The 25,142-nt window shown below is 43.2% G+C and carries 27 protein-coding genes, 1 tRNA gene and 1 riboswitch; of the genes, 6 read left to right on the forward strand and 22 right to left on the reverse strand.

All coding sequences use genetic code 11. The features are described 5' to 3' along the window. Positions 1 to 47 precede the first annotated feature (47 nt). The 10 genes from fdx to ABU615_RS09040 all read right to left on the reverse strand — a co-directional run bounded on the left by fdx (position 48) and on the right by ABU615_RS09040 (position 7,197). Positions 48 to 389, reverse strand: coding sequence for an ISC system 2Fe-2S type ferredoxin (gene fdx, locus ABU615_RS08995; protein ID WP_100139735.1), 342 nt, complete (start codon positions 387 to 389; stop codon positions 48 to 50). 75 nt (positions 390 to 464) lie between these two features. Then, positions 465 to 1,091, reverse strand: a complete 627-nt coding sequence (locus ABU615_RS09000; protein WP_267391374.1) for a glutathione S-transferase family protein — start codon at positions 1,089 to 1,091, stop codon at positions 465 to 467. Positions 1,092 to 1,144: 53 nt separating this feature from the next. After that, positions 1,145 to 3,013: a Fe-S protein assembly chaperone HscA gene (gene hscA, locus ABU615_RS09005; protein WP_370388870.1), complete on the reverse strand. Its 1,869-nt coding sequence runs from the start codon at positions 3,011 to 3,013 to the stop codon at positions 1,145 to 1,147. A gap of 86 nt (positions 3,014 to 3,099) precedes the next feature. Continuing rightward, complete coding sequence (hscB, locus tag ABU615_RS09010; protein WP_370388871.1) at positions 3,100 to 3,603, reverse strand: Fe-S protein assembly co-chaperone HscB; 504 nt, start codon at positions 3,601 to 3,603, stop codon at positions 3,100 to 3,102. A gap of 159 nt (positions 3,604 to 3,762) precedes the next feature. Then, positions 3,763 to 4,083: an iron-sulfur cluster assembly protein IscA gene (gene iscA / locus ABU615_RS09015; RefSeq protein WP_100139739.1), complete on the reverse strand. Its 321-nt coding sequence runs from the start codon at positions 4,081 to 4,083 to the stop codon at positions 3,763 to 3,765. 43 nt (positions 4,084 to 4,126) lie between these two features. After that, positions 4,127 to 4,387: a TraR/DksA C4-type zinc finger protein gene (locus ABU615_RS09020; protein WP_267391371.1), complete on the reverse strand. Its 261-nt coding sequence runs from the start codon at positions 4,385 to 4,387 to the stop codon at positions 4,127 to 4,129. A 7-nt stretch (positions 4,388 to 4,394) separates the two neighbouring features. Beyond that, on the reverse strand, positions 4,395 to 4,778 hold the full coding sequence (iscU, locus tag ABU615_RS09025) for a Fe-S cluster assembly scaffold IscU (RefSeq protein ID WP_025330175.1): 384 nt from the start codon (positions 4,776 to 4,778) through the stop codon (positions 4,395 to 4,397). Between the two features lie 135 nt (positions 4,779 to 4,913). After that, on the reverse strand, positions 4,914 to 6,128 hold the full coding sequence (locus tag ABU615_RS09030; protein WP_100139741.1) for an IscS subfamily cysteine desulfurase: 1,215 nt from the start codon (positions 6,126 to 6,128) through the stop codon (positions 4,914 to 4,916). A 38-nt stretch (positions 6,129 to 6,166) separates the two neighbouring features. Beyond that, positions 6,167 to 6,637: an Rrf2 family transcriptional regulator gene (locus ABU615_RS09035; protein ID WP_100139742.1), complete on the reverse strand. Its 471-nt coding sequence runs from the start codon at positions 6,635 to 6,637 to the stop codon at positions 6,167 to 6,169. 197 nt (positions 6,638 to 6,834) lie between these two features. Further along, positions 6,835 to 7,197: a winged helix-turn-helix transcriptional regulator gene (locus tag ABU615_RS09040; RefSeq protein WP_369611732.1), complete on the reverse strand. Its 363-nt coding sequence runs from the start codon at positions 7,195 to 7,197 to the stop codon at positions 6,835 to 6,837. Positions 7,198 to 7,301: 104 nt separating this feature from the next. On the opposite strand from ABU615_RS09040, the gene ABU615_RS09045 reads away from it, so the two are divergent. Beyond that, the gene (locus ABU615_RS09045; protein WP_369611731.1) at positions 7,302 to 7,841 is read left to right on the forward strand and encodes an NAD(P)H-dependent oxidoreductase; all 540 of its coding nucleotides are present in this window, start codon (positions 7,302 to 7,304) and stop codon (positions 7,839 to 7,841) included. 85 nt (positions 7,842 to 7,926) lie between these two features. On the opposite strand, the gene pip is transcribed toward ABU615_RS09045, so the two are convergent. Further along, a complete protein-coding gene (pip, locus tag ABU615_RS09050) occupies positions 7,927 to 8,868 on the reverse strand; it encodes a prolyl aminopeptidase (RefSeq protein ID WP_370388872.1) in 942 nt (313 codons plus the stop codon). Between the two features lie 101 nt (positions 8,869 to 8,969). Then, on the reverse strand, positions 8,970 to 9,812 hold the full coding sequence (gene serB / locus ABU615_RS09055; RefSeq protein WP_370388873.1) for a phosphoserine phosphatase SerB: 843 nt from the start codon (positions 9,810 to 9,812) through the stop codon (positions 8,970 to 8,972). A 308-nt stretch (positions 9,813 to 10,120) separates the two neighbouring features. On the opposite strand from serB, the gene ABU615_RS09060 reads away from it, so the two are divergent. After that, a complete protein-coding gene (locus tag ABU615_RS09060) occupies positions 10,121 to 12,166 on the forward strand; it encodes an OPT family oligopeptide transporter (protein ID WP_267404592.1) in 2,046 nt (681 codons plus the stop codon). A gap of 234 nt (positions 12,167 to 12,400) precedes the next feature. Here the strand turns inward: ABU615_RS09060 and ABU615_RS09065 are convergent. Beyond that, a tRNA-Glu gene (locus ABU615_RS09065) sits at positions 12,401 to 12,476 on the reverse strand. A 559-nt stretch (positions 12,477 to 13,035) separates the two neighbouring features. Between ABU615_RS09065 and ABU615_RS09070 the strand changes: the two genes are divergently transcribed. Then, positions 13,036 to 13,266: a hypothetical protein gene (locus tag ABU615_RS09070; protein ID WP_369608884.1), complete on the forward strand. Its 231-nt coding sequence runs from the start codon at positions 13,036 to 13,038 to the stop codon at positions 13,264 to 13,266. A gap of 1,172 nt (positions 13,267 to 14,438) precedes the next feature. Here ABU615_RS09070 and ABU615_RS09075 read toward each other — a convergent pair. Genes ABU615_RS09075 through ABU615_RS09085 form a run of 3 tightly spaced genes read right to left on the reverse strand, consistent with a single transcriptional unit; the run spans position 14,439 to position 17,163 of the window. Next, positions 14,439 to 15,800 carry an ATP-binding protein gene (locus ABU615_RS09075; protein WP_370388874.1) on the reverse strand — a complete coding sequence of 454 codons (1,362 nt, stop codon included), beginning with the start codon at positions 15,798 to 15,800 and terminating at the stop codon, positions 14,439 to 14,441. Then, entirely contained in the window at positions 15,797 to 16,459 is a 663-nt protein-coding gene (locus ABU615_RS09080) for a response regulator (RefSeq protein ID WP_100139751.1), read from the reverse strand. The genes ABU615_RS09075 and ABU615_RS09080 overlap by 4 nt, the downstream gene beginning before the upstream one ends. A 5-nt stretch (positions 16,460 to 16,464) precedes the next feature. Further along, positions 16,465 to 17,163 carry a VIT family protein gene (locus ABU615_RS09085; RefSeq protein ID WP_367489265.1) on the reverse strand — a complete coding sequence of 233 codons (699 nt, stop codon included), beginning with the start codon at positions 17,161 to 17,163 and terminating at the stop codon, positions 16,465 to 16,467. A gap of 143 nt (positions 17,164 to 17,306) precedes the next feature. On the opposite strand from ABU615_RS09085, the gene ABU615_RS09090 reads away from it, so the two are divergent. Further along, complete coding sequence (locus ABU615_RS09090; RefSeq protein WP_370388875.1) at positions 17,307 to 18,923, forward strand: phosphoethanolamine transferase; 1,617 nt, start codon at positions 17,307 to 17,309, stop codon at positions 18,921 to 18,923. A gap of 28 nt (positions 18,924 to 18,951) precedes the next feature. Here the strand turns inward: ABU615_RS09090 and ABU615_RS09095 are convergent, their stop codons facing one another. Next, entirely contained in the window at positions 18,952 to 19,119 is a 168-nt protein-coding gene (locus ABU615_RS09095; RefSeq protein ID WP_367489257.1) for a hypothetical protein, read from the reverse strand. Positions 19,120 to 19,485: 366 nt separating this feature from the next. On the opposite strand from ABU615_RS09095, the gene ABU615_RS09100 reads away from it, so the two are divergent. Beyond that, entirely contained in the window at positions 19,486 to 20,388 is a 903-nt protein-coding gene (locus ABU615_RS09100; protein ID WP_267391284.1) for a recombination-associated protein RdgC, read from the forward strand. Positions 20,389 to 20,477: 89 nt separating this feature from the next. Beyond that, on the forward strand, positions 20,478 to 21,044 hold the full coding sequence (gene dcd, locus ABU615_RS09105; protein WP_367489254.1) for a dCTP deaminase: 567 nt from the start codon (positions 20,478 to 20,480) through the stop codon (positions 21,042 to 21,044). Between the two features lie 45 nt (positions 21,045 to 21,089). Here the strand turns inward: dcd and ABU615_RS09110 are convergent, their stop codons facing one another. From ABU615_RS09110 to queD, 5 genes are all read right to left on the reverse strand, one after another. Then, positions 21,090 to 21,434: a DMT family protein gene (locus ABU615_RS09110; RefSeq protein WP_100139759.1), complete on the reverse strand. Its 345-nt coding sequence runs from the start codon at positions 21,432 to 21,434 to the stop codon at positions 21,090 to 21,092. Positions 21,435 to 21,770: 336 nt separating this feature from the next. Beyond that, on the reverse strand, positions 21,771 to 22,877 hold the full coding sequence (locus ABU615_RS09115) for a methyltransferase (protein ID WP_370388876.1): 1,107 nt from the start codon (positions 22,875 to 22,877) through the stop codon (positions 21,771 to 21,773). A gap of 147 nt (positions 22,878 to 23,024) precedes the next feature. Beyond that, positions 23,025 to 23,717, reverse strand: a complete 693-nt coding sequence (locus ABU615_RS09120; protein WP_367577795.1) for a Bax inhibitor-1 family protein — start codon at positions 23,715 to 23,717, stop codon at positions 23,025 to 23,027. 210 nt (positions 23,718 to 23,927) lie between these two features. Then, positions 23,928 to 24,542, reverse strand: a complete 615-nt coding sequence (locus ABU615_RS09125; RefSeq protein ID WP_100156296.1) for a 7-carboxy-7-deazaguanine synthase QueE — start codon at positions 24,540 to 24,542, stop codon at positions 23,928 to 23,930. A 2-nt stretch (positions 24,543 to 24,544) separates the two neighbouring features. After that, positions 24,545 to 24,967: a 6-carboxytetrahydropterin synthase QueD gene (queD, locus tag ABU615_RS09130; RefSeq protein ID WP_370388877.1), complete on the reverse strand. Its 423-nt coding sequence runs from the start codon at positions 24,965 to 24,967 to the stop codon at positions 24,545 to 24,547. An 86-nt stretch (positions 24,968 to 25,053) separates the two neighbouring features. Next, a riboswitch (PreQ1 riboswitch) is annotated at positions 25,054 to 25,099 on the reverse strand. Between the last annotated feature and the right edge of the window lie 43 nt (positions 25,100 to 25,142).

Consider the following 25,142-nt stretch of genomic DNA (forward strand, 5'->3'; position numbering starts at 1 on the left):
GTGAAAAAAAGTGATGGCAAGCGGTAATTTTGAGCTGTGCTCTGATATCAGTGTTCTTCACGTGCATGGTTAATAGTGTATTTGGGGATTTCAATGGTTACATCGCTATCTGCCAAACGTGCCTGACAGCTCAGACGTGAATCGGCTTCGAGCCCCCATGCCTGATCGAGTAAATCTTCTTCCTGTTCGCTTGGTTCAGGTAGGCTGTCGTAGCCCTGACGCACAAGCACGTGGCAGGTGGTGCAGGCGCAGGATTGCTCGCAGGCGTGTTCAATTTCAATATCATGCTCAAGTAATGCATCACAAATTGAGGTGCCGGACGGAATATTGTCTAATATTTTTCCTTCAGGACAAAGTTGTGGGTGAGGCAGTACAGTAATTTTGGGCATGGTAGTTCCGTCATTCTAAATGATGCAAGGCGTGGCTGGTGTCTATACTTGCTACCAGCCACGCCGGAGTGAGTATTATATCAAGCCTTGTGCTTTCAGCACTGTGTTGACACCATTGTCAGCGCTTACCCGCTGAGCAAAAGAAGTCAAATGCTGATATTTGCTAAGATCAATTTTACATCTCTGAGCCCATTGCATTTCAATGAAAATGTAAACATCGGCAATACTGATGCTATTACCTGTTAAATAATCTTGCTGAGCCAGCATTTTATCTAACGATGCAAATGTGTTTTCAACATCACTACTAGCATAAGCAATAAGACTGTTCTGAGCAGCTTCACCATCAACCATTCTGGCTGCCCCGAATAGAGGCTTGAATTTTGTATGCAGGTCACTATTGGCAAAAGCCAGCCATTGCCGAGCCTTGGCACGTATTTTAGGGTCAGTAGCTGATGCAGCGCCATAGATACCTTTATCGGGTGCTAAATCATTAATATAATCAATAATAGCTATATTCTGACTTAGTGCCCAGTTTCCATCTACAAGTAAAGGTACCTGACCTTGCGGATTCAGAGCCCGATATTCTGCAGATTTTATTTTATCGCGACTTACTGCTTCTGCTACATAATCCAGTCCACTCCATTGTAGAGCTACGTGGGGGACAAATGAACATGCACCTGGTAGGTAATATAGTTTTAACATTGTTTTATCTCCTGTGTAAGTACAGATAGTTTTTAGCTGTCTGTGGTTGAATTCTATATATCGCTAACGTTTTTACCTTGTAATGCACGCTGTATATTACGGTTCATGCGTCTGGCAGCAAACTCATCTGTGGCATGGCTAAGCTTTTGTATGCCATCGCGGATGTCCTGTGCATTGCCAATTTCCATCTGGTGTCTGATTTGTGCCAAGGCTGTGTCGATGATTTGCTGTTCGGCAGCACTGAGTAAATCAGCATCAAGATTTAGGGCGCTGCTGACTGCGCCAATAATGCTTTCAGCTTCTACTATTGCTTCCGCACGGGCGCGTTGCTGCGCATCAGTCTGTGCATGGGTAAAGCTGTCTTTTAGCATCTGAGTAATAACGGTGTCATCCAATCCGTATGAGGGCTTAACTTCAATATGAGCCTGTACGCCGGTAGTTTGTTCTCTTGCGGAAACAGATAACAGGCCATCGGCATCTACCTGAAAGGTCACCCGAATGCGTGCAGCACCGGCAGCCATTGGCGGGATACCGCGCAGAGTAAATTGGGCGAGACTGCGGCAATCCGAAACCAATTCACGTTCTCCCTGTACTACATGAATCATCATTGCGGTCTGGCCGTCTTTAAATGTAGTGAAATCTTGGGCGCGAGCGGTAGGCAAGGTGCTGTTGCGCGGAATGATTTTTTCAACCAAACCGCCATATGTTTCCAGCCCCAATGAGAGGGGAGTAACGTCCAGAAGCAGCCATTCATCATCGTTTTTATTTCCGGCCAGTACATTGGCCTGCATGGCTGCACCAAGCGCAACTACTTCATCGGGATTGAGATTATTCAGTGGCGTTTGGCCAAAAAAGGTAGCTACAGCATGCTGTACATGCAGCATTCGAGTGGCACCGCCAACCATAATAACGCCTTTTATATCGTTTTTGCTGATATTCGCATCACGCATGGCCTGTTTAACCGGCTCCAGTGTTTTGGCTACCAGTGGTTGTGTAAGCTGATGGAACGTATCTCGGCTAATGTCAGTGACTATTTGTTGACCATTGGAAAGCGTAGCAGCTATGGTGGTGGATTGTTCAGTGGTTAAAGATTCTTTAGCTGCGCGCGAAAGTGATTGCAGTAGGGCGCTGTCCTGTGCATTAAGCTGAGACAATTTGTTTTGTTCTAATAACCAACAAAAAAGGCGCTGGTCAAAGTCATCCCCACCTAAAGCACTGTTGCCATTGGTGGCTTTTACTTCAAATAAGCCACGGCTTAATGTTAGAACGGAAACATCAAATGTACCTCCGCCAAGGTCGTAAACAATAAACGTTCCTTCGGCGGCATTATCCAGCCCATAGGCAATGGCAGCGGCAGTAGGTTCATTAAGTAAACGTAAAACGTGCAAGCCGGCTAGGTGCGCTGCGTCCTTGGTGGCCTGCCGCTGGGCATCATCGAAATATGCTGGTACGGTAATTACAGCGCCAGCCAGTTCGCCACCCAAACTATTTTCTGCCCGTGTTTTCAGCACGCGTAAAATGTCCGCAGAAACTTCTATCGGTGTTTTATTACCGGCGCGGGTCTGAATACTGATAATGCGGTCTTCATCGGTGAAACGATAGGGCAGATAATGGGTTTCAGGCTGATTTTTAATGTCGTCCAGACTCCGGCCAATAAGGCGTTTGGCCGAACTAATGGTATTGGAAGGATCAATGCGCTGGGCTTTTAATGCATCTGTACCTACTTCTGGAGCACAATTCTGCTGATAACGGACTACTGAAGGCAGGGTAATTCGCCCTTGTTCGTCGGCTAAACATTCTGCATGACCGCTGCGTACAGTGGCCACTAGACTGTTGGTGGTGCCTAAATCGATTCCCACGGCACGTCGGTGTTCATGCGGGGCGGCAGAAAGGCCGGGTTCGGCAATTTGCAATAAAGCCATAATTTGAACTAAGTCCTGATTTTAGATGTTACTTTTATGATTTAAACTTATTTTAAATCATATTTCTGACGCTGAAGTTAACGGTGTCAGAGCAATGCTGCCTTTATTTCGGCATTTAATTTGTATAAAAAACGCCCCTGACGCACCAGTTCAGCTGCCTTATCAGCCTGATTCTGCGCAAAAGCTGCATCAAGCTTTTGATATAAATGGTTTTGTTCCTGCTGAATGGTTGTCGCCAATTCATGTAGAGTAGCTGTATCCGCCTCAGCACGTGCATCTTCCAATATTTCGCGCCACTGCATTTGCTGTATCAGAAATTCGGCTGGAAAATGAGTGTGTTCCGGTGCATCTGCATCTATGCCTTTCTGTTGTAACAGATAGGCCGCACGGTCTAAGGGATTGCATAGAATACGATAAGCTTCATTTACCGTGGCTGCCATCATCATAGCTTGCTTCTGCTCAAAGCTGTTGCTGGCTGCAAATTTGTCAGGATGACACTGTGCAGCCAGTAAATGATAATTCTGTTCGAGCTTTTTAATATCAATGTTAAATTGTTCGGGTAGCTGAAACAAAGCAAAGTATTGGTTCATGTATTTCACCTTGTGGTGATAACAGGATAGAAGCAGAAGTCACATCAGGGTAATAAAACAAATTTTGTGATTGTTAATCTGCTTTTTCTGCAGTCAATGTCTCGTTGTGATGCGATACAAGGTAGTAGGTGTATCGCTATTGGTAGCAATATTTCGTGCTTATACGTGAAAACTTTCGCCACAACCACACTCATCTTTTGCATTGGGATTGGCAAACTTAAATCCTTCCTGCAAACCTTCTTTAACAAAATCTAGTTCGGTACCATCTAGATAGACATGGCTTTTGGGGTCAACAAAAACTTTGACACCATGTTGCTCAAAAATTAAATCTTCTGGCTGGATTTGGTCGACAAATTCCAGTGTATAGGCCATGCCTGAACAACCGCTATTCTTGACTCCTAGGCGAATACCTTCGCCTTTACCACGTTTGGTCAAATAATTACTGATGTGCTGGGCGGCTTTTTCAGTCAGAGAAATCATATTCTCTCCTGTCAGAACTGAGACCTGAATAAGCGTTAGTCATTCAGGTTTGATTACGGTTACGGTTAAAACGGCGTTTATAGGAAGAGAGAAAAGAGCGTTTAACGGCGATTTTTTCCTCACAATTACTACAAAAACGCGTGCCAGGATATTGAAACTGGCGTTCGGGTGAAATGGGTTCGTTACATTCAAGACAAAATTGATTGGAACACATTCTGATATTGTTTAGGCGTACTGCATTAACCTGCTGATTATCATTTTTTTCCGTAGTGGATTCATCATTGTTTGCGGTACTGCTTAACATTGTCATATCACTCGTTATGTTTTTTTCGATAATCTGCTACAGCAGCCTTGATGGCATCTTCGGCCAAAATTGAGCAGTGGATTTTCACTGGCGGCAATGCCAGTTCTTCTGCGATGGCACTGTTTTTAATGGCCAGCGCCTCATCCAAACTTTTGCCCTTTACCCATTCTGTAATTAGGCTGGAAGAGGCGATAGCCGAGCCACAACCATAAGTTTTAAATTTAGCGTCTTCGATGATACCGTTATCGCTTACCTTGATTTGCAACTTCATTACATCGCCACAGGCCGGTGCACCCACCATGCCAGTGCCCACGCTTTGGTCACCCTTTTCAAACGAACCAACATTGCGTGGATTTTCATAATGATCAATGACTTTATCGCTGTAGGCCATGATATGTTCCTTTAACAATTATTATGCTGAGAGGCAAAATCCTATTCTGCACATCAAATAGCCCTCGGTTTAGAGGGAATGTTGCCTTGTACGGGATTACTAAAGCAGAAACCGAAGGTTACTATTGCACGCAGATTAATGAGCTGCCCACTCCACACTACTTAAATCAATACCTTCTTGATGCATTTCCCACAACGGTGACAACTCGCGTAATTTACCGATTTTGGATTTTATCAGTTCGGCAGCGTAATCCACTTCTTCTTCAGTAGTAAAGCGCCCAAAAGTAATACGCAGCGAACTATGCGCCAATTCATCATTACGGCCAAGAGCGCGCAGCACGTAGCTCGGTTCCAGACTTGCTGAAGTACAAGCAGAACCGCTGGATACCGCAATATCCTTCACCGCCATAATCAGGCTTTCACCTTCCACAAAATTAAAGCTGATATTCAGATTCTGGTAAACACGATGTTCAAGGTCGCCATTAATATACACTTCCTCAACATCTTTGATGGCATTAAGAAAACGGTCACGCAGAGCTTTAGCATGCGCATTATCTTTATCCATTTCCAAACGTGCCAGACGGAATGCTTCACCCATACCAACAATCTGATGAGTAGCCAGCGTGCCAGAGCGGAAACCACGCTCATGACCACCACCATGCATCTGTGCATTCAGACGTACACGCGGTTTGCGCCGTACATATAAAGCACCAATCCCTTTAGGACCATAGGTTTTGTGAGCCGACATACTGAGCAAGCCAATTTGATTGGCTTTTACATCAATATGTACTTTGCCGGTAGCCTGCGCGGCGTCAACATGAAAAATTACGCCTTTTTCGTTGCAGATTGCTCCGATAGCGGCAATATCCTGAATCACGCCGATTTCATTATTCACCCACATTACACTTACAACAGTTGTATCTGGGCGGATTGCTGCTTTCAGTTCATCCAAATCAATTAGACCGTTTTCTTTTACGCCGAGATAAGTGACCTCAAAACCTTCACGTTCCAGCTCACGCATCGTATCCAGTACAGCTTTGTGTTCAGTTCTGACCGTAATCAGATGTTTGCCTTTACTGGCGTTGAACTGAGCGGCTCCTTTCAGTGCCAGATTATCCGATTCAGTGGCACCGGACGTAAAAATAATTTCTTTAGAATCAGCACCAATTAATGCAGCAATTTCATTCCGGGCATTTTCTACTGCTTCTTCTGCCTGCCAGCCGAAACTGTGGCTGTTTGAAGCGGGGTTGCCGAAGAATTCAGTCAGATAGGGAATCATTTTCTCTGCTACACGCGGGTCTACTGGCGTGGTGGCTGAATAATCCAGATAAATAGGAAGTTTTACGGTCATTGTCGTGTTCTCTTTAAATATCTATCACAGCGCTAGTTTTAGTGCAGATTAATCAAGGTAATCGGCTGCTCAAGGCTGCTTTTTTGTTCATTACTGATATTTCGGTAAGATTGTTGATTCAGGATACATTGCAAAGTAATTCCGCGCAGATAATCGTCTATGGTTTTATTTAGGTTGACCCATAAATCGTGAGTCAGGCAAGGCGTACCATCCTGACAGTCTGCATGGCCGCCGCACAATGTTGCATCCATCGTGTCTTCTGCAGCCGCAATGATATCGGCAATATTGATATGGTCGGCTGCATGGCTTAAAACATAGCCGCCACCCGGGCCTCGGATACTTTCTACTAGCCCTGCACGGCGTAATTTGCCAAAAAGCTGTTCCAGATAAGATAAGGAAATACGCTGGCGCTCACTAATCGCAGTCAGGTTTACCGCACCAGATTGCGCATGCATGGCTAAATCCAGCATGGCAATAACAGCAAAACGCCCCTTGGTGGTTAAACGCATGACAAAACCCGAAATAGACTGACAATGGTTGAATTATCTAATACCCGACAATTTTAGTCAACTTTATTCATGCCTAAATCAAGTAATTATGCTAGAGCTGAAACCAGCCAAAATAAAAGAATCAAATTGAAACCAACCCATTCAGATCGTATAAACCGGCCAGAAATCATAATTGAAAATTATTTATCTGCTTAAACCTAAAGCATTTTTTGATTTTCATCATTAATCACTTCGGCCCAGTTACATAGAGACATTAAAATCGGGCTAAGTAAATGACCTTTGTTGGTAAGTGCATAGCTCACTTGTACGGGAGGTTTATCACCTTTCACCGTTCGAGTAATTAACTCATCCTTCTCTAGCTGTTTAAGCTGAAGGCTTAGCGTCATTTCAGTAATATCTGGCATATTTTTTCTGAGTTCACTGAATCTTTTTGGTTGACTACGCAAATAATAAAGAATCACACCTTTCCATTTACCGCCAATTAGATTCATAGCTAAACTAATATTGCAATGATAGCGTTTACCACGATGGGTAATTGCACAGGAATCATCTGTATGCATGATTTTTTTCCTAACTCTCATATTTGATAGTTATAGTATTTTTTTTAAATTCTACTAAAATTATTTGAGTACATAAAATTTTTATAGTTTATTGAGGAAAAATCATGACCCTAATGATACTGGCGCACCCAGATTTTAAAAACTCCATTGCAAACAAAACAATATCCGAATCCTTAGCTGTTAGACTACCGGATATAGAGATTAGAAATATTTACAATTTATATCCTGATTATCAGATTGATGTTGATGCCGAGCAACAAGCTTTGCTTCGTCATGAGCTTATTATTCTTCAATACCCAATGTATTGGTTTAATATGCCCGCTATATTAAAAATTTGGTTTGATCAAGTGTTCACTTATCAATTTGCCTATGGTTCACTAGGAAACAAATTGAAAGATAAAAAATTACTCGTCTCTATGACAGTTGGCCAACCAGAGATTAATTTTCAAAAAGAAAATCATTTTCTCATCGATGATTTTTTACAATCAGTTAAACAATCTGCGGAATATACGCAAATGAATTACCTTGGGTATACTGCCTTATATGGTATTTCTCCAGTATCGGGTATAGCAAAAAATGCCATAGCAGCAAAAGCTGAACAACACAGTGGCAGTTTATACAGTCTGATTCAGAAATTTTGCTAAGAAAGATAAAGGTAATTTTGATCAACGTAAAAGGCCTGATTCGATTCAGGCCTGTTTAATTAAAGCTTAATCTAGTATAGGTTAACTATAGATTAGCAAAAGCGTCTGTAGCAGCCACCAATGCCGCTTGATTGGCTGGTTCAAATCCAGAATGTCCCGCTATGGTGACCACCAGCTTGGCATGAGGCAAAGCCTGTTTTAAATCCCAAGCACTTTCAAATGGTGTGCACATATCATAGCGCCCCTGAACAATCACCATCGGAATATCAGCCAACACTTGAATATTTTCTAGTAAAGCAAATTCACTCGCCAGCCAGCAGCGATGAACAAAATAATGATTTTCAATGCGAGCGATTGCTAATGCTTTATAAGAATCGTCATATTCATCCACACCGGCTTGGTCTGGTTCCAAATGAACAATATTGCTTTCCCACTGTGCCCATGCTCGAGCTGCATTAAGCTGGGAGACTTCGTCGGTATAGGGATGGCAAAGCAACTCATGATAGGCATCAATCAGATTGTGTTGTTTATCCACAGCAATCGGAGCAAGGTAATTTTTCCATGCTTCAGGAAAAAAACGATTGGCACCCTGTTGATTGATCCAATCCATTTCATGTGGACGGCATAAAAATATTCCTCGAAGTACTAGCTCGGTCACTCGATGCGGATAAGTTTTAGCATAGGCTAATGCCAACGAACTGCCCCAAGAACCGCCAAAGACTTGCCATCTCTCTATCTGTAGCATTCGGCGTACTTTTTCTATATCTTCTACCAGATCCCAAGTGGTATTGTCATCAATACAAGCATAAGGTAGGGAGCGGCCGCAGCCACGCTGGTCTATAATAATGATGCGGTATTTTTCTGGATTAAAAAAACCTCGGCAAGCTGGTGAAGCTCCTGCACCCGGTCCGCCATGCAAAAAAATTACCGGCTTACCGGCCGGATTACCGCTTGCTTCCCAGTAAATCTGATGAATTGCAGAAACTTGCAACAGGCCAGACTGATATGGCTCAGCTATCGGGTACATAAGTGTATTCCTAAAAATATCTATGTAACTATGTGATTATTCTTAATTCTAAATTAATTGCAATGAGTTTTTAATATAAGTCTGTAAGACAAAACTAAACATCAGCGGAACCATTTGCGCACCGCATCCAAACCACCAAAACGGACACTAATGGTCGTGGCAGTCTGAGTTTTGGGTTTGGCATGATAAGCTACACCAAAACCAGCAGCCTGTAACATCGGAATATCATTGGCACCGTCACCCATAGCCACAATCTGAGACTTAGCCAATCCTAGCATTGCTGAATATTCTGCCAGTAAATCTGCTTTAGCCTGTGCATCGATAATACGGCCGGTTAGCTCGCCAGTTAACTTATCGTTTTGCACTACTAATTGGTTGGCATATGTGTAATCAAGCCCGTATTGCTGTTTGAGACGATCAGTAAAGTAAGTAAAGCCACCTGAAACCAGCATAAACTTTACCCCATATTCTCGACATTGCTGTAGCAGCCATTCGGCTCCCGGTGATAATTTCAAAACTTCGTCATATACTCGGTTAAGTTCAGTAACAGGTAACCCTTTTAACAATGCTACCCGAGCACGTAATGATTGCTCAAAGTCAATTTCTCCCCGCATTGAGCGTTCAGTAATGGCTGTTACTTCTGCCTGTAGACCCACGCCGGCCGCAATTTCATCCACACATTCAATCGTGATCAGGGTTGAATCCATATCGCTGACAATCAGACCCAAGTCAGCAAAACGCTCATCCGGTAGAATAGCAAAATCTATATGCTGCGCCAGTAGCTTAGCTTGTAATGTCTCTTCAAGCTTGAATTCTTTCCGCACCGGTAAGCGTAATACTGATTTATTGAAACTGTACTCAGGTGAAATAGGCATAATTGCATCTAATGCAGACAAATCACAGGAAAGCAAATCAGCATGCTGTAAAACCAGAACGAAACTCATGACAAATACACAGCTTGATAAAAATGCCCAGTATAGACATCAGTATCAGGCTTGACAACAAACGGCTGGAAAAGAAACGATTTCAATAAATAATGAAATATCACCAGCTGATTTAAACCCAATTAACCTAATAAAAAATAAAATAAATATTATTTACATTAGATTCTTAAAATCTAATGAAAAAACACAGACCAGTTTGTACAATGCAGCTTTTTGTCCAAAATAGCGGCGGTAAAAGAATAAATTAATATCCAGAAATTTCAGAATTATTGCTATTATTCCAGTCCGCATCTTTATGGAGTTATTACATGCAACACCCCTCAACCACCTCATCGGCGGTCGATCAATACCGGGAATTAACCATTCGCGGCATGATCTTAGGTGCACTCATCACTGTTATCTTTACAGCATCTAATGTATATCTGGGGCTAAAAGTCGGCCTGACATTTGCATCATCCATACCAGCAGCCGTGATATCCATGGCTGTACTCAAATGCTTTCAAGGTTCAAATATTCTTGAAAACAACATGGTACAAACACAGGCTTCAGCCGCCGGAACATTGTCTTCAATAATTTTCGTCTTACCCGGCCTGCTGATGATTGGCTACTGGCAAGGCTTTCCCTTCTGGCAGACCACTTTAATATGTGTGGCTGGTGGTATTTTGGGTGTTATTTTTACCGTACCCCTGCGCCATGTACTGGTTGTTAAAAGTGATTTACCTTATCCAGAAGGCTTGGCTGCTGCCGAAATACTCAAAGCCGGAGATCACAATCAGCCGCAGAACGATGCTGATGCTCAGGAACCACAAAGTGGAGTAAAACAAATTGTTACCGGCGGTATACTCTCAGGTATATTCAGCTTTTTGGTCAGTGGATTGCGCATAATTAGCGAAAGCGCTAGCGCTTGGTTTAAAGTAGGGGGCGCAGTTTTTCAGGTACCCATGGGATTCTCACTTGCTCTACTGGGTGCCGGCTGGCTGGTAGGAATTACGGGTGGTATAGCCGTCTTATTGGGTATGTTTTTCTCATGGGGCATAGCCGTACCGTATTTTACCAGCACCACACCCATGCCTGAACATGCAAGCATGATTGATTTTGCCATCAATTTGTGGGTTACCAAAGTTCGTTATATTGGCGCTGGGGCAATAGCCGTGGCAGCAATCTGGACTTTAATCACCCTGTTCAAACCAATGCTTGAGGGCATGAAGCTATCTTTTCAGGCTTTTAGTTCCAGCTCAGATAGCGCACAGACACAGGAACGGGTGAATCAGGATTTATCTCCTAAAACCATGCTACTTATTGTGCTTGCTACATTGATTATTCTGGCAGCCACCTTTTATAGTTTTATTTCCTCTGTGCATATATCCGTTGGACTTGCCTGTGCGCTGGTAGCTTGTGCCACAATTATGGCATTTATTATTGGTTTTCTTGTGGCTGCGGCCAGTGGCTACATGGCCGGCCTGATTGGTTCTTCTTCAAGCCCAATATCCAGTATCGGAATCGTTTCAATTGTTATTATATCTTTAGTATTCATGGTAATTGGCCAGTCAAGTGGCATCTTTGCTATGGCAGGTGGCAACCAGTTTATGACCGCACTGGCGTTGTTTACAGCATCTGTAGTCATGGCTATTTCTACTATTTCAAATGACAATTTGCAGGATTTAAAAACCGGCCATCTCGTGCACGCCACTCCATGGCGTCAACAGGTTGCCCTGATTATCGGCTGTATTGTTGGTGCCATTGTTATTTCGCCAGTACTGGAATTGCTATATAACGCTTATGGCTTTACTGGCGCGTTGCCAAGAGCAAATATGGATGCAGCACAGGCATTGTCTGCGCCGCAGGCTACGCTGATGACTACTATAGCCAAAGGTATTTTCTCCCATAATCTGGAATGGACCTATATTAAAATAGGTGTCTTCCTAGGTATATTTCTTATCCTTCTGGATTTAGTAGTCAAAAAACTGCGCCCGGGCTGGAGTGTGCCGCCATTGGCAGTAGGTATGGGCATTTACCTGCCTGCTTCTGTAAATATGCCCATTTTTATTGGCACCGTACTTTCATACTTCTGTATGCGTCACATTAGAAATCGATACAGCGACCCTAAAACACAGCAGCGTGAGCTAAAAGCCACTGACCGCCGTGGAACTTTACTGGCAGCTGGCTTGATTGTTGGTGAAAGTATTGTTGGCGTGGTCATGGCCATGGTAATTGTGGTTTCCATTGCGTTAGGTGAAGGAGAAGCGCCGCTGGCTCTGAATTTGCATAACTGGGATAAAATGAGTGAGCTCTTGGGACTGGTATTCTTTGCTTGCGCTATCATTTTCTTGATAAGACGCATTATTAGAAAATAGAAATCAGAGAATTAATAAAAAAAAACAGCGTGTTAAAACGCTGTTTTTTTGTTACAGTAGCTTAATTAGACTGCCTCTGACCAAGATATAATCCTAGTCAACAACATAAAGAAAATAGTTAAGGAATGCAGTAATTAAAAATAAATAGAATTGGACTGATAAAATTTTGACCAATACTTATAAAAATTGAATAATCAGATTTACACTCTGAGCAATTAATTTAGCTTCGCAATTTGGCACGCCTACAGGGATTCGAACCCCGGTTGCCGCCGTGAAAGGGCGGTGTCCTCGGCCACTAGACGATAGGCGCGTGCATAATAAGCGTGCGAATTATCCCTAAGTGGACATAGATGTGTCAAATTGTGTGAGTGAGTGGATTTTTGCTAAAATATCAACATACCAGTATATTTATCAAATTGAAATGTACTGAACTTTATTCAATTTACTTTAAATTCATCTCCGGTTTTATTCAAAATTGGATATAAATAAAAATAGTATTTTATAAGCAATGTCAAAATTAATTTGAATAAAAATATTCTTTATTTCTAAATCTAATCAAAACAGACTTAATTTACCGGTATTAAATTATTTTTATAAATTAAATAATTCAAAAGGGCAAAATAAAAATTTTACTTTGAAACAAGAAAATTAATTTATTTTCAATTTATCTGTTAGTAATGGAAATTACTTAATTATTGATGGTAATATTGTATTATGGTAATGGATTCAGGTTTCATTTATACCGTTATATAAAGGACTTAAACAAATTAATAAGTAAAAGTGATGATTTTGTCTGTTATTTGAATCACAGCAAAACACAAATTCAATTAACAGGTTAAATATTATCTGGTGACAAAGGATTAAAGGTAATGAAAAACGGTTTTGCCTCTATTGTTCTGGCTATATTGTTATCTTGCTCTTTAAGCAATGTTTTTGCTTATAAACCTTCGCAGTTTGATAAAATAAGGCTTAAAGAAAATTGCAAAAATGAGCAGGAGTCGCCTTTTAAAGATTTTGCCGGTACGCCCAGTTGTGACAAGCTAAAGAAAATTGAAATCGATGAAAATCAGCCGACCTATCGGGTAAAGCAAGAACTGTAGGATTTGTTTATCTGCAAAGCTTTATGTTTTGGATAGTCTAAGGCGGGAATATAAATTTCATTAACTCTGATTTTCATGATGGCGCTGCTTCTTTGTTGCAAAATGCCGCGGCTATGTCTATTATTTCAACAATTAATTAAGCGCTGAACAGAAAAATGCCTAAATCAACTTCAAGGTGGTTAAATATCTGCTCAATTGTTGCTGTGAAGAAGCACTTGTTCTGCATGAAATAGTGTATATGCTGGCCAAACGCGTTACTCTAAGCAATAAGTGTTTTATTTCATTTTTCTGAATATATCAAATTATAGCTGATTTAAAAAATTATTATTTTATATTAGATAAACCTTTATCATTAAATATATAAGCATAAAAATTAGGTTTATTATATATAAAAATATGACCAAAATATACTTTCCTATTAAACCTGTGTTAAATAAAATTTTGTTAGATTTTGTAATGAAATAAATAATCAAAAGCCTTTATTAGTCAATGTTTTTCCTGCCGATGATGCTCTTGTACATGAGTGTATAGATAATGTTTCTGAATATATAAAAGTTAATAGTCGAGATAGATGTTACACCAAGAAAATATGCTTCAAAAAAAATTATTTTTACCAAATATAAATATAAAATATGAAGGATATCAAATTAATAATATTAGAAAACCTTTAAAAAATTTGTCTTGTGTGCAAAATTATAGAAAATTACTTAATAAAAAAATTTGAAATTCTAAACAATGAAAATTCTAAAAATAAATTTGGGTTACTTAAATTATCTGGTAGAGATTCAGAACAAATGAATGGAATTTCAAATTAAATTTTTCATTGAAGTCCTGAAATTTTAAAATATGAATAAGTTATTGGTCCTTATCAACCTTGTCCTTGTGGTTGTGGAAAAAGAAAATGGTGTGACTTTACATAGCATTGAAACCAATAATCTATCATATTTATTAATATTGATAAATTATAAATATTAATATTTAATTTATATTTATGAACATTGTTTTTAATATATATAATTGTATTAAAATTCAAATAATTTTAAAAAAGTTATTTTAATAAAGTTGTTGTTGCCAATTTAAAATGAATTAAATTAATAAGCTTATTAAAAATTATGAAATTGATATATGGATGGATGATTTCTTATTAATAATATTTTCATAGAAATACTTTCTTAAATTGGGAAATTTATCCTTGCTTGAAAAAAGATTAGTTCATTATAGGTTGGTTTTTTAGTATCCAGTTGAATTTTTAGCCCATGCAATTGCGCTACCCCATCTACAATCGATAATCCCAGTCCGCTGCCACTGCTTTCGTGTCCGGCCGGCCGGAAAAACCGTTCGCGCAGGCGTTGCATGTTTTCGGGGGCGATGGCGTTGCAGGGGTTGGTGATGGTGATACTGTCGGCTGCTAGAGTGAGGTTGATGGTGCTGTGTTCGGGGCTGTAGCGGATGGCGTTATCCAGTAGGTTGCGGATAAGTATGGTCAGCAGGGTCGGGTCGCCGGTCAGAGGGAGTATGTCTGCTGTTTCGGCCTGATACTGGCGCCGGATGCGACAGTGGCGTTCACGTGCTTGAAGGCTGACGCTTTCAATGGCTTCGTTGGTGATTTCTGTCCAGTTTACTGCGGTAGTATAAGGTGGGGCGGTGAGTGGGTCGAGGCGGGAAAGAGTGAGGAGCTGGTCGACCAGATGGGTGGTGCGGTCGATGCTGTGTTCGATGGTGCGTACGCGCTGCTGTTGAGTATCGCTAAGTGGGGTTAAGGCCAATACTTCTGTTTGTACTTTGAGAGCGGCCAGCGGGCTGCGCAGTTCGTGTGCGGCATCGGCAGTAAAACGCAGCTCACGGGCTCGGGTTTGTTCAATACGCTGGAGTAAGTCGTTCAGCGCGTTAATCATGGGTTGTATTTCGCTGGGTACGGCGCTGGTAATGGGCGTGACACTATGCGGATCTCGCTGGTATAGGGTCTGGGTTAATTTTTGCAGGGGTCTGGTGCCTCGACGGACGCCCCATACTATGAGCCATAGCAGCAGAGGGATGGCAAGGATAGATACGGCCAATTGTGACCATACGGCGCGTAATACGGTTTGCAGGCGTTCATGCATGCTGAAGGATACGGCTACTTGAAGTTGCTGCTGAGGGTTATTCAGGTAAAAGAGGCGCCATGCGTGGCTTTGCCACCATTCCCCCTGATTGATGAAGCCTTGGTAGTTGTTGCGGTATGGGATGCTGTGACCGGTCTGGTCTGCGTTGATAAGCTGTCCTTTGTACCAGATGGCATAGCCGGATTCTTTGCTGTCGATGAGTCCACGTTGTTTTTGTGGTATTTCCGGCAGGGTTGGGTAATGACTGGTATCAAGGTTGATGGGAGTATGCATCAGCCGCTGTGCGAGCTGGCTCATTTGAGTATCGCCGGCTTCGTCTATTTCATGCATGACGGCTGCTGCGCTAATAAAGGCAGTGACTAGCCACAAAATGGGCAGGGTGGCACCAAGATAGATAAGTAATCGCCGGCTGATGGCGGTGGTGGGCTTCATGGTGCCTCTCCGAGCTGATATCCAAGACCGCGGCGGGTGCGGATGATGCTGGCACCGATTTTTTTGCGTAAATGATGTACGTGGACTTCTACGGCGTTGCTCTCAACTTCTTGCTCCCAGCTATAAAGTTTGTCTTCGATCTGAGCCCGCGTAAATACGCGCTGGGGGTGAGTAACGAGTAGTTGCAGCAGCAACCATTCGCGCTGTGTGAGATTTAGTGGCTGGCCATATAAGCTGGCGCTACAGCTGTTGAGACTAAGGATAAGCTGGCCAAAGCTGATTTGGGTCTGGCTGATGCCCTGACTGCGCCTTATCAAGGCGTGAAGGCGGGCAATGACCTCATCTAAGGCAAAGGGTTTGCATAGGTAATCATCTGCTCCGGCATTGAGGCCAGCTAGCCGGTCTGGCAAGGCATCCCGTGCAGTAAGAATGAGTACGGGAGTATTGATTTCCTGTTTGCGCCAGTGTCTGAGTACGTCCATACCGTCTGTTTCGGCTAGACTTAAATCTAGTATAACGGCGTCGTATGGAGCAGCGCTCAGCGCTTGTTCACCCAGACGTCCGGAAGCAAAGATGTCACAGGCCATGCCATGCTGGTGTAAGCCTGCATGTAGTCCATCTGCAATATCGCTGTCGTCTTCGAGTATCAGTATGCGCATGCTTTTTATATTGTTATGCCGATTATTCGACCGATCATGCTGGTAAAAGCGAGTGCCAGAGCACCGAGGATGATGATGCGGATGACTGCCGGTCGTTTGGGTGCCCCACCTAGATGGGCTGAGATGCAACCGAGGATGCCGAGACCGATTACGGTGGTGACAGCCAGTGTGCTCATTAGCCAAACGGTTGAGCTTAGTAGTGATAGTAATACGGGGAGTAGGGCGCCGCAAGCAAAAGAAAAGGCAGAAGCCATCGCTGCTTGCAAAGGGTTGGCTTTACTAACTTCGGTGATGCCGATTTCTTCGCGGGCGTGGGCTTCGAGGGCGTTGTGTTTGGTTAATGCTTCTGCTACTTGCTGTGCCAGTGTCTGATTTAAGCCGCGCTGCCTGTATATATCAGTAAGTTCTGCCAGCTCCATTTCAGGATAGCGAGTGAGGGAGTCGAGCTCTTTGCGTAAATCGGCAGCTTCAGTATCGCGCTGGCTGGATACGGAAACATATTCCCCGGCGGCCATGGAGACAGCACCGGATACAAGGGCAGCAATACCGGTAATGAGCAGGGTTTGGTGGTTTGGTTCAGCAGCGGCCAGACCCATCAACAGGCTGGCTGTAGAAATAAGGCCATCATTGGCACCGAGTACGCTGGCTCGCAGCCAGTTATTACGGTTGGAAAAATGTTTTTCTTCATGCCAGGATTGATTCATTTGTGGCTCCTGATATGTACAGGTTAATGCTTTTTGTTCTATACCGTATCACATCGCTATGGGGTGTGGGTACGGTTTACCTTAAGCTTCACTTAAGGCTGTTTTTTTACACTTGCCACTGTTTGGTTAACAGGGGCTAGCAAATGCAGTCTAAATGGGTTTTGAGCAGTAATCGAACGGTGTTATTGCTGAGTGTTTATATTTCTGTAGTTTTGAATTTCGGCTTCTGGAAATATCTGGTGCAGCATGTTAGTTTTAATCACAACATCATATTATGGTTAACTATACCCTTTTTTCTGCTGGCGGCGATGAATTTCTGTATGCAATTGCTGTTTTGGCCTTATTTGCATCGGGTGATGGTACCTTTGTTGCTGTTACTAGGTTCGGCGGTAAGCTATGCAGTAATGATGCAGAATATTTATTTTGATGCGAATATGCTGCAAAATATTATTCAGACTAATGTTGGGGAGGCTGGAGCTTGGTTGACGCCACAATTTTGGATGTGGCTGGGGATAACGGGTTTGTTACCGGCACAGTGGTATTGCTGGGGGATAAAGATTGGCTATGCTCGTCCTTGGTATCGTGAGCTAGGTGGGCGTTTGTTGATGATGGGTGGTTCTCTGGCTATGGTGGCAGCGATTATTTTTCTGGCATATGGTAGCTATATTTCTTTTTTTCGTAATAATAAGGCTGTGAATCATCTGATTGTGCCAACAAATATTGTGGGTGCGGCACTGAAAACCGCTTATAACGCTTATGATGCGCACCAGCCGTTACAGAAAATTGGGCTGGATGTCCGTCATCAACAACAGGGGCCGAAGCGGTTGCTTGTGGTGGTGATGGGAGAAACCACGCGTGCACAAAGCTGGGGCCTGAATGGTTATCAGCGCCAGACTACGCCGGAGCTGGCGGCGATGGGAGAGCAAGTAATTAATTTTCCGCAAGTCACTTCTTGTGGTACGGCAACGGCGATATCTTTACCATGCCTGTTTTCCAATATGCCACGTCAGCACTATAAAGCCAATTTGGCTAAACATCAGGAAGGTTTATTGGATGTTTTGCAGCGTGCGGGTGTGGATGTGCTGTGGCGTGATAATGATGGCGGTTGTAAAGGGGTATGCGAGCGCGTCCGCCATGTAGATGTACGAGATTGGGCACCGAATTTGGAATGCAACAGTGATGGGTGTTTGGATGAGAGCCTGTTACTTAATTTACGGGCTGCGATTGCTGATTTAACGGATGATGCCGTGCTCGTACTGCATACCATGGGTAGCCACGGACCAGCTTATTATCAGCGTTATCCAGATACGTTTCGGCGGTTTACGCCTACCTGCGATACCAATCAGATTCAGCAGTGCAGTAATGAGGAATTACGCAATACTTATGATAATACTGTGCTGTATACGGATCATGTGCTGGCTGAATTGATTAAGCTGTTGCAGCAGGAAAAGGGACTGGCCAGTGCCATGTGGTATTTTTCTGACCACGGTGAATCTTTGGGCGAAAATGGAATGTATCTTCATGCCACACCATACGCAATCGCGCCGGCAGAACAGACCCATGTGCCGATGGTGTTTTGGGCTAATCAGGATTTTGCCCGCGCCAGCCATTTGAATATGGACTGTCTGCGCCGGCATGCTCAGCAGCAGGCCTACTCACACGATAATATTTTTCACTCGGTACTAGGGTTGATGGATGTCCACACCAATGAATATCAGGCACAGCTTGATTTATTTGCAGAGTGCCGGTCGAAAGAGTAAATGATTCGGTTGAGATAGTAATAAATGTTTAGGTTTGGTCGGTTTCGGGCTGGGTGGGGATAAGTTGCTGTAGCCATTGGTGCGTTGCAGTGGTATCAACGGCCTGATTGGCATAGCCCATTGATAAGAGATTATCCGGCAGGTATACATCATATTTTCCAGTTTTTTTTCCGGTACTTGTTCGGAAAGTACACACGCTTCATCCTTCTGGGCTTGTGCAAGTTGTTTCAGGACGGTTTTTGCTTGCTGAATGAATGTAATGAGTGAAAGGAAATAGTGGTGGATGATTGTTTCGTCGTTAATGTCTTAAATCTAGTTATTTAAGGGGTTTAGGGCGTAAGTGTTGCATCTACACAAAACTTTAATTAAACATGAAAAATGTAAATTAATAAGTGAAGCGCTACAGAATAATATTCGAACATTATTGACCGATATTTGCATCGCTTTGCTCTGGTTCACACCTTAAAAATTAATTACCTTATCAGCGTCCAGCTTCAGGACGCTGTGGTGCAAGCTGCCGTATAATCTCCTCTTTCTCAGTTGAATGTGAAAGACATAACGCATGTGGTTTAAGCAATTAACTATTTATCCGCTTAATAAAGAGAATTTACCGGCTCTGGAAACTTTGGCCGACAAACTCGCTCAAGCTGAATTCAAGCCATGTATGGGGCTGGACTGGGATAGCATCGGATTTGCCAGCCCAGTATCATTTAGCCCGGAAATGGTGTTTCCGGCACAAAACACTTTGCGTATAGCATTAAAAAAAGAAGAAAAAGTATTACCGGCTGCAGTGGTACGCGATATTTTGGAAGAAAAAATTAGCGAAATCCGGGAAGCAGAAGGGCGTAATGTTGGCCGCAAGGAAAAGATGGAACTAAAAGAAACCATCACAGATGATTTACTGCCGCGTGCCTTTACCAAAAGCAGCAAAACAGAAGCGTTAATTGATACGCAGCGTGGTCTGCTGCTGATTAATCAGGCCAACACCAATCGCGCAGAAATGCTGCTTACCAAATTGCGTGATGCATTGGGCGGTTTGGAAGCTAGGCTACCGCGAACCCAGCAATCTCCGGGCAGTCTGATGACAGAGTGGCTGCTAAATGGTGCTGCAGCCGGCCATTTTGAGCTCGACAGTGATTGTGAACTGAAAGGTCTGGGTGATGCTGCACCGGTGGTGCGCATCAGCCATCAGGATTTGACTGCCGAAGAAGTGGTTAATCTGGTGAAAAACGGTAAAGTCGTTACTCAGCTGGGGCTAAGCTGGCAGGATAGAGTGCGCTTTGTGCTCACACAGGATTTTACTCTGAAGCGCATCCAGTTTCTGGACGTGATTCAAGAAGAAGCAGCCGGTCAGGGTGATGATATACAGAGCATAACTTTTGCTTCACAAATTCTGATGGCTGAAGCTTTGGGTGATCTGCTGGCTGAGCTGGTGCATCATCTTGGTGGCTGGATGGCCGATTAAATGTATATGCAGGCGTAAATTGCCGCAATAGGCCTGCAACGGCAGCATAGGCTTCGGTATAATGCGCTAAATTTATCAAGGGTATCGTCATGAGTATTAAATCAGACAAGTGGATCTGCCGCATGAGCGAAGAGCATGGCATGATTGAACCATTTGAACCGAACCAGATTAAACAGGTAAACGGTGAAAAAATCATATCCTATGGCACTTCAAGCTATGGCTACGATATCCGCTGTGCCCGTGAATTCAAGATTTTTACCAACATTAACAGCACCATTGTTGATCCGAAAAATTTTGATACGCGCAATTTTGTTACCATTGAGGATGATTTCTGCATTATTCCGCCCAATTCATTTGCCCTGGCTCGTACAGTGGAATACTTCCGTATTCCGCGCAATGTGCTCACTGTGTGTCTGGGTAAATCCACTTATGCGCGTTGTGGCATCATCGTCAACGTTACGCCGTTTGAGCCGGAGTGGGAAGGCTATGTCACTCTGGAGTTTTCCAACACCACGCCGCTGCCAGCTAAAATTTATGCCAACGAAGGTGTAGCGCAGGTGTTGTTTTTTGAAAGTGACGAAGAGTGCGCTACTTCTTATAAAGACCGTGCCGGCAAATATATGGGACAAACCGGTGTGACTTTGCCGAAGGCCTGATAGGCGAATTTAAAAAAGGACGCTGGTGCGTCCTTTTTTATTGGATTAGCGTTTAAAAGCAAAATAAACTGCGCCGAGAATGAATGCAAAGCTGATCAGGTAATTTAGGCGGAATTCATCTTTTAGATACAGTATTGCAAACAGTGTAAATACTACTAGTGTAACAACCTCTTGGATAATCTTTAGCTGAAAAGGTTTAATACCCCATTGTGCGCCAAGATGATTTGCGGGCACTGCTAGACAATATTCAAACAGTGCAATACCCCAGCTGATTAGAATAATTTGCCACAGTGGAAAAATGTTATTGCTTGGCTTAATGTGCCAGTACCATGCGGTAGTCATCACTAGATTGGAAGCAGTCAGCAGACCGATAACGATTAAATAATGCATAGTAGTGTAGGTGGATCATCCAAAACGATTTAAGACATTAGCTGTAATATAATATGAATTTAGCTGATTTGCAGAAAAGAATAGCAATTTCACTCAGAGTAATCTCGATTGGAATAATGGATTAGTAACTTTTTTTGTTGCTGACTAAAAAAGTAGCAGCTACCCCTATTGCTGAGTTATCGGAATAGGTTTTATTCTGATTTAATGTGCAACTGGGTTTTTGCTAAGGGATTGGTATAAATAAAGCGGTTTATAAAAATAGATTAAAAACGAGAAATTAAAAACACTAATCTTTATGCTATTTAGTTAAATTTGTTTCTCGTTTTTGTTACGGAGTTATTGTGCTGATAGCTGCCAAAGGGAAGTAATTTCGCGGTTGCGTGCATTGGCTAGTGGGTGATGGTGCTGGTGAGCTTTTGGATGTGTTGGTTGAATATCGGTTTTGTGTATCACTTTTAAGCCGGCTGATTGTATCCACTGCGGTAAAGCTTCCGACGATCGTAAACCCAGATGTTCGGCAATATCGGACATGATCAGCCATACCTGTCCATTCGAATTCAAGTGGTTGAGTGCATGACTGAGAAAGGATTGCAGCATATGGTGTGCCGGGTCGTAAAGGGCAGTTTCAATATCGCTGCTTGCTTTGGCAGGTAGCCATGGCGGGTTGCAAATAATGAGGTCGGCGCGGCCATCCGGAAATAGGCTGGTGTGTTGGATGTGAATCTGTCCAGCTAATCCGAGGCGTTGAATGTTGGCTTGTGCGCATGCTATGGCGCGTGGGTTGTTATCGGTGGCAGTTATATGAGCTATACCGCGCTGTGCCAGTATGGCAGCCAGTACTCCACTGCCGGTACCGATATCCCATGCGCTGTGGCAGGGCTCAGGCAGGTGAGCTTCTGCTACTAGTTGCAGATATTCACCACGTACAGGTGAAAAAACGCCATAGGGAACATAGATTTTCTGCCCGTTGAGTGCGGGTATGCGGACACCTGTTTTATGCCATTCATGTGCGCCAATGTAGCCGAGTAGCAAATGAAGGGGGAGAAGTAAGTTGGTATGGTTGGGACTGCCATATACATCGGTGATTGCGCCTGCAACGTTAGGTGCACGATTATTGGATATTTGTCCGTCTGGTTGAATTTCTATAAGTAGCTGCTGAAACAGGCGGCTGTGTTGTGCCTGTTGCAGGCGGTGTTTGTGAAAATCGTTGTGCGTGCGTGCTTTGCTATGTACACGTTTTTTGATTGCTGCCAGTAGCTGTTTGCCTTGGTGGTAATCACCCCGCCAAAGCAGTGCGATATTCTGGCGCATCTGCTGTAAAGCTTGTTCTGCACTGATTTGGCTGATTGTCTGAATTTGGGTGGGTGCCGGATGGCGGCTGTCACCGCCCCACATGGCTTGCATGCTCTGACCGTGTTCTGTCCAATGTATGGTTTGGTTCATGTTGATTCTGTGCTTAAAAGTCTATTATAAGAAAATGCTAGGTTAAATGGTGTGTTCTGAGAGGTTTAAACTTTGCTTTGCTGGGTAAAACAAAACTGCCTGAACCGATATGGGATTCAGGCAGTTTTTCATGTTATGTTGGTGATATCAGCGATTGTCCATTACGGCCAACAAAATTTGGATTAGGCTGGTAAAAATGTTGTAAATGGAAATAAACAGGGTTAGGGCTGCGCTGGTGGGGCTATCTTCACCGCCGGCAATGACGGCACGGATTTGCCACATGATAATAAGTGAGCTGAAGATAACAAAACCAGCTGCTATGGTTAATCCAAGTGCAGGTACGTTCATAAACATGTTGACAATCATGCCGATGATAAGAACAACTGCACCTACAGTCAGAAACTGAGCAATGCCATTCATGCTTGATTTAGAACGGTGTGCTATGGTGGCCATAGTGAAAAATACCCCCGCGGTCATCAGGGCAGCCATACCAACGATTTGTCCACCGATACTAGAGGCTAGAGCAAATTGTAAGATGGGGCTAAGGAAAAATCCGAAGCCGAAGGTGAATACCATCAGTAAACCAATACCCAAGTTGTTGTAACGGTTTTTTTCTATGGCAAACATGAGGCCGTAGGCAAAGATGAAAAAGGCGACGACAGATAGCCAAGAATTGCTAAACAATGCATAGAAATTGACATATGTTCCAGCGTAAGCACCAGCTGCGCAAGGCAGGAATGAGAGACCAAGTAGAGCATAGGCTTTGCGCAGCACTACGGTTTGTGGGTTTTCACTAGCTTGTCCAAGCTGAGTGAAATCATAGCTGTTGCGTGGTTGCATGTGTGTAATTCTCCGTGATTTTGTGGGTAAATAATTTCTCAGGTTGATTATATTGTAACAATTGTTGGCATATATGCACAATGTGGTTGCATTGTATGTAGTAAAGTTGAATTTTTTAATTTTGAAGTAAATTATCTTGCTTATGATATTGTGTTGGTTTGCTGAATTTCAATGGTTTTTGGGATATTTGATAAAAAATACGTTGAAGATTTAAGCTATATCGGCCAGTTTGTGTGTCTGCAAGCTGAGCAGCCATTTATTGTCGTGACGATGTTGGTTGAGCTGACCTAATGCTTGCAAAGTGGTAAGCATGTTGAAGCGACCGTTTTGTTCGCAGGGTGAGAGGAAGTAATGTCTGGCCTGTATGTGTTGTTCGATTTTTAGGCAGAATGCTAGAAATTCGGGATGGTCTTCTACGACGATGCGTACTTCATCAGCCTGATTCTGAGCTGGAAACGGATAGTGCTGGCGGTAGTGAAATTTGGGACTTAGTGAAATGTAGTCTATTTGAGAATCTATCTTTCCCAGTCCGTTGCTTTCTATGGCAAGGTAATAGCCTAATTGTTTAAGCTGCTGTAAGAGCAGGGGTAGTTTTTTGTTGATGGTGGGTTCACCGCCGGTGATGATAATGTTTTTGCTTTGATACTGTTGGACGGTGTTGAGGATTTGTTGCAAAGACATGCTTTGATAATGCATGTAGTCGGTATCGCACCATGGGCATCTGAGATTGCAGGCGGCCAGACGGATGAAAATGGCGGGCATGCCAGTGTTGTAGCCTTCGCCTTGTAGTGATTCGAAAATTTCGACAATGTTGAATTGAGTCATGTCTAGCTTTGCTGATACTCGCAATAGGATGTGGGCGTTTCCCACAGGGTGATTTTGGATACGGGTAGTTTGTCGCAGAGCTGATTGAAGATGAAGCGGCTTATGCCTTCGGCAGTGGTGCGGCAGGGAAAGGCGAATACTTTGCGTTGCATCTGTTGTAGCAGGTCGGCTATTTTGCATTCGTTGCTATTGCTGGCGTCATACAGGTAGGCGTGATCTAGCTGGCTGATGATGCTTTGGTTGATGATGGTTTTAATGTCGGCAAAGTCCATTACCATTTCTTTGCTGGAGCCGTGTGGCCGGAGTTGGTCACTGATTTCGACTATCAGCCGGTAGGTGTGGCCATGGAGATTGTGACATTTGCCTTTATGTCCATCTAGCATATGACAGGCATCGAATTGGAATTCTTTGGCGATTTTGTACATATTGCTTCTGCTTCAGCGGCTGTTTGAAAGACTAAAACCGTAATGAGCAGAAAATATGGCTGGATTCAGCTGAGACATGTGAATTGAGGCTCCTAGTTTTTTTGCGTGGGATGGATTGCGAACCACGTGGTTATTCTGTTGATAATAACACTATATGCAGATTGATGATGCTTTG

The sequence above is a fragment of the Snodgrassella alvi genome (assembly GCF_040741455.2).
GTDB lineage: Bacteria > Pseudomonadota > Gammaproteobacteria > Burkholderiales > Neisseriaceae > Snodgrassella > Snodgrassella alvi_E.

Coding starts and splice junctions, on each gene's coding strand:
- fdx (WP_100139735.1), bottom strand. CDS start 389: ATGCCCAAAATTACTGTACTGCCTCACCCACAACTTTGTCCTGAAGGA.
- ABU615_RS09000 (WP_267391374.1), bottom strand. CDS start 1,091: ATGTTAAAACTATATTACCTACCAGGTGCATGTTCATTTGTCCCCCAC.
- hscA (WP_370388870.1), bottom strand. CDS start 3,013: ATGGCTTTATTGCAAATTGCCGAACCCGGCCTTTCTGCCGCCCCGCAT.
- hscB (WP_370388871.1), bottom strand. CDS start 3,603: ATGAACCAATACTTTGCTTTGTTTCAGCTACCCGAACAATTTAACATT.
- iscA (WP_100139739.1), bottom strand. CDS start 4,083: ATGATTTCTCTGACTGAAAAAGCCGCCCAGCACATCAGTAATTATTTG.
- ABU615_RS09020 (WP_267391371.1), bottom strand. CDS start 4,387: ATGTTAAGCAGTACCGCAAACAATGATGAATCCACTACGGAAAAAAAT.
- iscU (WP_025330175.1), bottom strand. CDS start 4,778: ATGGCCTACAGCGATAAAGTCATTGATCATTATGAAAATCCACGCAAT.
- ABU615_RS09030 (WP_100139741.1), bottom strand. CDS start 6,128: ATGACCGTAAAACTTCCTATTTATCTGGATTATTCAGCCACCACGCCA.
- ABU615_RS09035 (WP_100139742.1), bottom strand. CDS start 6,637: ATGCGTTTAACCACCAAGGGGCGTTTTGCTGTTATTGCCATGCTGGAT.
- ABU615_RS09040 (WP_369611732.1), bottom strand. CDS start 7,197: ATGCATACAGATGATTCCTGTGCAATTACCCATCGTGGTAAACGCTAT.
- ABU615_RS09045 (WP_369611731.1), top strand. CDS start 7,302: ATGACCCTAATGATACTGGCGCACCCAGATTTTAAAAACTCCATTGCA.
- pip (WP_370388872.1), bottom strand. CDS start 8,868: ATGTACCCGATAGCTGAGCCATATCAGTCTGGCCTGTTGCAAGTTTCT.
- serB (WP_370388873.1), bottom strand. CDS start 9,812: ATGAGTTTCGTTCTGGTTTTACAGCATGCTGATTTGCTTTCCTGTGAT.
- ABU615_RS09060 (WP_267404592.1), top strand. CDS start 10,121: ATGCAACACCCCTCAACCACCTCATCGGCGGTCGATCAATACCGGGAA.
- ABU615_RS09070 (WP_369608884.1), top strand. CDS start 13,036: ATGAAAAACGGTTTTGCCTCTATTGTTCTGGCTATATTGTTATCTTGC.
- ABU615_RS09075 (WP_370388874.1), bottom strand. CDS start 15,800: ATGAAGCCCACCACCGCCATCAGCCGGCGATTACTTATCTATCTTGGT.
- ABU615_RS09080 (WP_100139751.1), bottom strand. CDS start 16,459: ATGCGCATACTGATACTCGAAGACGACAGCGATATTGCAGATGGACTA.
- ABU615_RS09085 (WP_367489265.1), bottom strand. CDS start 17,163: ATGAATCAATCCTGGCATGAAGAAAAACATTTTTCCAACCGTAATAAC.
- ABU615_RS09090 (WP_370388875.1), top strand. CDS start 17,307: ATGCAGTCTAAATGGGTTTTGAGCAGTAATCGAACGGTGTTATTGCTG.
- ABU615_RS09100 (WP_267391284.1), top strand. CDS start 19,486: ATGTGGTTTAAGCAATTAACTATTTATCCGCTTAATAAAGAGAATTTA.
- dcd (WP_367489254.1), top strand. CDS start 20,478: ATGAGTATTAAATCAGACAAGTGGATCTGCCGCATGAGCGAAGAGCAT.
- ABU615_RS09110 (WP_100139759.1), bottom strand. CDS start 21,434: ATGCATTATTTAATCGTTATCGGTCTGCTGACTGCTTCCAATCTAGTG.
- ABU615_RS09115 (WP_370388876.1), bottom strand. CDS start 22,877: ATGAACCAAACCATACATTGGACAGAACACGGTCAGAGCATGCAAGCC.
- ABU615_RS09120 (WP_367577795.1), bottom strand. CDS start 23,717: ATGCAACCACGCAACAGCTATGATTTCACTCAGCTTGGACAAGCTAGT.
- ABU615_RS09125 (WP_100156296.1), bottom strand. CDS start 24,542: ATGACTCAATTCAACATTGTCGAAATTTTCGAATCACTACAAGGCGAA.
- queD (WP_370388877.1), bottom strand. CDS start 24,967: ATGTACAAAATCGCCAAAGAATTCCAATTCGATGCCTGTCATATGCTA.